General features: G+C 30.1%; 7 protein-coding genes. 4 read left to right on the top strand and 3 right to left on the bottom strand.

Features of this window, described 5'->3' with window-relative positions; genetic code table 11:
• Window positions 1-635: DUF4369 domain-containing protein (locus tag ACHZC3_RS02030; protein WP_394758209.1), on the bottom strand; the 635-nt coding region annotated here is incomplete at its 3' end.
• 98 nt (window positions 636-733) lie between these two features.
• Here ACHZC3_RS02030 and ACHZC3_RS02035 point away from each other — a divergent pair.
• The 4 genes from ACHZC3_RS02035 to ACHZC3_RS02050 all read left to right on the top strand — a co-directional run bounded on the left by ACHZC3_RS02035 (window position 734) and on the right by ACHZC3_RS02050 (window position 4,132).
• Window positions 734-1,282, top strand: coding sequence for a hypothetical protein (locus ACHZC3_RS02035; protein WP_394758210.1), 549 nt, complete (start codon window positions 734-736; stop codon window positions 1,280-1,282).
• Window positions 1,279-1,419 carry a hypothetical protein gene (locus tag ACHZC3_RS02040; RefSeq protein WP_394758211.1) on the top strand — a complete coding sequence of 47 codons (141 nt, stop codon included), beginning with the start codon at window positions 1,279-1,281 and terminating at the stop codon, window positions 1,417-1,419. The genes ACHZC3_RS02035 and ACHZC3_RS02040 overlap by 4 nt, the downstream gene beginning before the upstream one ends.
• A gap of 68 nt (window positions 1,420-1,487) precedes the next feature.
• The gene (locus tag ACHZC3_RS02045) at window positions 1,488-2,606 is read left to right on the top strand and encodes a VWA domain-containing protein (protein WP_394758212.1); all 1,119 of its coding nucleotides are present in this window, start codon (window positions 1,488-1,490) and stop codon (window positions 2,604-2,606) included.
• A gap of 68 nt (window positions 2,607-2,674) precedes the next feature.
• Window positions 2,675-4,132 carry an AAA family ATPase gene (locus ACHZC3_RS02050; protein WP_394758213.1) on the top strand — a complete coding sequence of 486 codons (1,458 nt, stop codon included), beginning with the start codon at window positions 2,675-2,677 and terminating at the stop codon, window positions 4,130-4,132.
• 75 nt (window positions 4,133-4,207) lie between these two features.
• Here the strand turns inward: ACHZC3_RS02050 and ACHZC3_RS02055 are convergent, their stop codons facing one another.
• Both ACHZC3_RS02055 and ACHZC3_RS02060 read right to left on the bottom strand, forming a co-directional pair.
• Window positions 4,208-4,447, bottom strand: a complete 240-nt coding sequence (locus tag ACHZC3_RS02055) for a hypothetical protein (RefSeq protein WP_394758214.1) — start codon at window positions 4,445-4,447, stop codon at window positions 4,208-4,210.
• Window positions 4,448-4,620: 173 nt separating this feature from the next.
• Window positions 4,621-5,400 (bottom strand): RMD1 family protein, encoded by a 780-nt coding sequence (locus ACHZC3_RS02060; RefSeq protein WP_394758215.1) that lies wholly within the window; start codon window positions 5,398-5,400, stop codon window positions 4,621-4,623.
• Window positions 5,401-5,510: the final 110 nt, after the last annotated feature.

Below are 5,510 nucleotides of genomic sequence, written 5' to 3' on the forward strand. Positions count from 1 at the left end.
GCTTCATAATATTTTGTAATTTTATCTACTTTAGGCACTTGCTCATTAAACATCCCTTCAACAAGTAAAACTGATAAAAATGATTTTGGGTTACCTTCAATATATTTGTAGTTGTAGCTTGTAAATTCGTCTTGAAATTTAGAATAATCTTTTCTAAGCTTATTCATTGTAACAGTATCATTTTTTTGAGAAGCTGCTTGCATTATTGGCATATTTGTGTTTTGAAAAGCCATCATTCTTTTCTGAATTTTCATCATTTCAACATTATATTTACCCAACTCATCATTGTTGAATGTTCCTGTAACCTTTGCAATTGCAATACTATCTTTATTAATTACTGCATCGATGTTTCCTTTCTCAACAACAACTATAAATCCTCCTTGAGTTTTGTCAAAACGAACACTGTGAATCTCAGGTTCTTCAGCTTTACCTTCAAAAGTAAATTTACCATCTTTAACTTGAACTGTATCAACAGTTAATAAACCAGTAGCAGTCGATTTGTTTTGCTTTTCTAAGAAAACATTTGTTCCGTCAGCTAATCCTTTTATTTCTCCCGAAATCTTGAACCCATTTCCTATAATTCCGTTGCATGACATTACAACAGCAGAAAGAGCAATTAAAATTAATTTTTTCATTGTTTTTATATTATTTTGAGTGCAAAAATAGATTTTTTTCTCTTTATTAGTAACTATTTTTGTTATTTTGTTGTTAATATTTTTTAACAACAAAAGTAGTGCTACAAAATAAGTTTAAACCCAATTCTAAATCTTTCAAAAATACTTTTTGTGTTTTTAATGAAGTTGAAGTTCAGATTGTAGAAAATCTAATTCCTAACTATAAAAGCGAAGCTGGAAGTCATTATTTTTATACCGAAACAGGAATGTATCGTTTATCCAATCATTGGGGAAGATTAGCTAATAGTAAATGGAGATTGATTGCTCTTGAACCTGAATCTGCATCAAAAACTAAATTAGGTTTTGCAAAATGGGACGATTTTTACCCAGATAATGATTTTGAAAACTTATACTATTTAGAAGCTGATTTCAATAAGCAAACAATAATGTATCAGCATAAGAATAATCCAAAGTATGATAAAAATGAGGTTTTAAGAAATTCAGTAGAAACGGCAAAAAGAATAAAACAAGCAAGAAATATACTAACTTTGACTAATTGGGCAAAACATTTTAGTAATGAAAACATTGATGAGTTAAGAAAAAAAATTGTCAATGAATTAATTTTCGCCAATACGAGTTTAGAAGAAATAAAACGAAATCTATCATGAGTAGAAATACCGAAAAGAATATCAAAAAGCACAACGATAAGTTGCATAAAGCTCAGGATAAAGTAAAACAAGCTAAAGTAGATCGTGCTGAAAAACTAAAAGCGATTGTTAGAAAGTTTAATGAGTCAAAAGACTAGCAATTCTTTTAACTAAAAATTAATAAACGTTTCATAAGTCTAAAAAGAATTTGTATTACTTTTAAACTATGTACAAGGAACACAAAAAAGGTTTTTTTTTCAAGCAATACGAAGCCCCATTTCAATCTCCGTTTGATAAACTTTTTTCTATTTTCAAAGAGTTAATTACACACACTTCTGGAGATTTTGACGAGGCCATAAGTTGGTTACGCGAACTTGATGTCGAATACAAATTAACAACTCCAGAATATACGATTGATGATTTTATTGAAGATTTAAAGAAAAAAGGATATATTCGAGAAGAGCTTAAAGAAGATGGAACAACAGGAACTGGAATTACTGCTAAAACGGAACGAGCTATTCGTCAAAGCGCCTTAGATCAAATTTTTGGAAACATTAAAAAATCAGGAACTGGAAATCATAAAACGAAACAATCAGGAAGCGGTGATGAGCATACTGGAGAGTTAAGAGAGTTTCAGTTTGGAGATGGTTTAGAACGAATTTCTTTGACAGAAAGCCTGAAAAATGCACAAATAAATAATGGTGTTGATGATTTTATGCTTACCGAACAAGATTTGGTTGTAGAAGAAACGCAATTTAAAGCTCAGATGAGTACTGTTTTAATGATTGATATTTCTCACAGCATGATACTTTATGGAGAAGATCGTATCACACCAGCAAAGAAAGTTGCGATGGCACTTGCCGAATTAATTACAACTAGATATCCTAAAGACACACTTGATATTTTAGTTTTTGGTAATGATGCTTGGACAATTCCAATTCGGGATTTGCCTTATTTAAAAGTAGGTCCATATCATACAAATACTGTAGCGGGATTACAACTGGCAATGGATTTACTTCGACGAAAACGCAACACCAACAAACAAATCTTTATGATTACCGATGGAAAACCAAGTTGTGTCCGCGAAAAAAACGGAGAATATTATATGAATAGTAATGGCCTTGACGAATATATTGTAGACAAATGTTATAATCAGGCACAACAAGCACGAAAATTACATATTCCAATTACAACTTTTATGATTGCAAATGATCCTTATTTACAAAAATTTGTCAATCGATTTACAGAAGCCAACCAAGGCAAAGCATTTTATACTGGACTAAAAGGTTTAGGTGAAATGATTTTTGAAGATTACGAAACAAATAGAAAAAAGAGAGTAAAATAGAATTTTAATATTAAGGTAATATAATTAAAAACTGTAAAAATTCTATAGTCTAAAACAAAAAACAAAAAATGACAAATATAAAAACACTTGGCGAACTCAAGGCATCAGGATATAAAAGCCAAAGTATTAAAGATGAATTGCGTAACAATCTTCGAGAAAAAATAAAATCAGGAAAGCCAGTCTTTGAAGGAGTTTATGGTTTCGAAAATACTGTAATTCCAGAATTAGAACGTGCTATTCTTTCCCGTCATAATATTAATTTATTAGGACTCCGTGGTCAAGCTAAAACGAGATTGGCTAGAAAAATGATCGAATTATTAGATGAATACATACCTGTTGTGTCTGGTTCCGAAATTAATGACGATCCATTAAATCCAATTTCTCGTTTTTCTAAAGATATAATTAAAGAAAAAGGAGATGCCACCCCAATAGAATGGATGCATAGAAGTGAACGTTTTTTCGAAAAACTCGCTACACCAGATGTTACTGTAGCTGATTTAATAGGTGATGTTGATCCCATAAAAGCATCAAATTTAAAACTGTCTTATGCTGATGAGCGTGTAATTCATTTTGGTATGATTCCACGTGCTAATCGTTGCATATTTGTGATTAATGAATTACCTGATTTACAGGCTCGAATTCAAGTTTCGTTATTCAATATTTTGCAAGAAGGTGATATTCAAATTCGAGGATTTAAACTCAGGATGCCACTTGATATGCAATTTATATTTACAGCAAATCCTGAAGATTATACCAATCGTGGTAGTATTGTTACTCCTTTGAAAGATAGAATAGGATCACAAATCCTAACACATTACCCAGAAAGTATCGAGATTGCAAGGAGGATAACACACCAAGAATCTAAATTAGATAAAGTACAATCTGATTTGGTTTACGTTCCCTCTTTAGCTAAAGATTTGTTAGAGCAAATAAGTTTTGAAGCTCGTGAAAGCGAATATATTGATAACAAAAGTGGTGTTTCTGCTCGATTAAGTATTACTGCTTACGAAAATTTGTTAAGCACAGCAGAACGACGTGCCTTGAAATCTGGTTCTGATAAAACAACCTTACGACTGTCAGATTTTATGGGAATTATTCCATCAATTACCGGTAAAGTAGAATTGGTTTATGAAGGAGAGCAAGAAGGTTCGGCAGTAGTGGCGCAACATCTTATTGGAGATGCCATTCATACTTTCTTTCCCGCTTTTTTTCCAAAAATAGAGAAGTTAGAACGTGCTGATGCCAAAAATGAATATACTGAATTGGTAGAATGGTTTTTTACAGAAAGTGGTTTCGAATTATTAGATGATTGCTCGGATGAAGAATACCAATCAATTCTTGATAACGTAAAGCCTTTAGAAAATTTGATTCAAAAATACCAACCAGAATTGGTAAAAGAAGACAGAAATTTCATGAAAGAATTTATCCTTTGGGCATTGGTCGAATATGATAAATTAAGTAAAGATCGTTTCGAAAATGGTTACCAATTTAAGGATATGTATGGAAGCTATATTAGTAAATTATAAACTAGGCACTTCTAAAAAGAATTAAATTTATTGTTAACAAAAAAGGGTTTAGAAAATTTTCTAAACCCTTTTTTATTACTCGTTATCTGGTTTGAGATTAAATAATGCAAAATTCTTGCATTTTTTCTCGTAAGCCTTAAACGAAATATCACTTGGGTTTGTGATAGAACTTTTTAGTGTGATTTTGTCACCAATTTTAAAGTTAGAAACAACCATCTTATAATCTAACAAATATTCTCCACAAAAGAAGTTTCCGTTTTCATCTTGCTCTATAAGTCCTGTAAAAAGACCTTTTTTTTCTAATGATTTTGTCATAATAAAATTCAATATAATAATTGCAAAGGTACTATTAATCTTGTCAAAACAATGAATTTATAAAAATGAAGTTTTTATATAATTAAGTTTATGTGATTTTTTCACAAGATTTAATCAATGATTATTAATGTTATCTCTAAATCATTGGTTAAGAGGTATTTTATTCTATTGCTTTAATGCACAAATAGCGCAATAAATATTTCTATTGCAATAAGTATAATGACTACCCATTCTAGACGAGAACTTTCTCGAACGTTTAATACATCAGTAAATAATTTCAGATTGTCTTCTACAATTTGCAATCGATAATCTAAATCTTTAAAACGAGTATTAATATCAAAATTGGTCTTCAGTTGCCGATTTAAAAAATCAAGTTGCTCATCGTCCCAAACCAGATTAGGGTCGTCTAAAATATAAAGATTGTCTACAATACTATTTTTTACGTTGAGTACTTTTCCTATGTATTTTAGCAAATTAACTTTAGAAATACTTAGTCTGCCACGTTTTTCTAACTCAAGAATATACACTTTTGAAGAAGTGATCAATTGGTCTGTTAGCATTTCATAATACTCTAAAGCGACAGATTGTCCCACGCTGAGCATAACAATTCGCAATGTCGATGGACTAATTTTAGGAACAGTTACAAAATCATTTTTTATAATTGGTTTTGTTATATTCTCGTTTGTTTCTATTTTGTATTCTTCAAATAAATCTAGATCAACCGCTATGGTTGCGTAGTTATTTACAAAACCAATAAACTCACTTTTTTCTATGGTGTTATAGTTCGCAAAAACAACAACACCATAATCAAAAATATACAAATACCGATTATCATTTAAAACATAAAAAATTTCAGTTGTTGTTCCAGAATAAGCTTCCGTTTTAAACTCTGATCTAAATTTTTTGATATTGAAAGCTTCCGCTATTTGTATAGCTTCAATTCTAATTTGCATTTTGTAAATTTTAGTAAATTTTAGTAAAAATTAAAACATAAAGTTAATAATTTTTACTAAATTTTAGTAAATTTTAGTAAAAATTAAAACATAAAGTTAATAATTTTTAC

The sequence above is a fragment of the Flavobacterium sp. genome (assembly GCF_043720215.1).
In the GTDB taxonomy this organism is placed as follows: domain Bacteria; phylum Bacteroidota; class Bacteroidia; order Flavobacteriales; family Flavobacteriaceae; genus Flavobacterium.

Coding starts and splice junctions, on each gene's coding strand:
- ACHZC3_RS02040 (WP_394758211.1), top strand. CDS start 1,279: ATGAGTAGAAATACCGAAAAGAATATCAAAAAGCACAACGATAAGTTG.
- ACHZC3_RS02045 (WP_394758212.1), top strand. CDS start 1,488: ATGTACAAGGAACACAAAAAAGGTTTTTTTTTCAAGCAATACGAAGCC.
- ACHZC3_RS02050 (WP_394758213.1), top strand. CDS start 2,675: ATGACAAATATAAAAACACTTGGCGAACTCAAGGCATCAGGATATAAA.
- ACHZC3_RS02055 (WP_394758214.1), bottom strand. CDS start 4,447: ATGACAAAATCATTAGAAAAAAAAGGTCTTTTTACAGGACTTATAGAG.
- ACHZC3_RS02060 (WP_394758215.1), bottom strand. CDS start 5,400: ATGCAAATTAGAATTGAAGCTATACAAATAGCGGAAGCTTTCAATATC.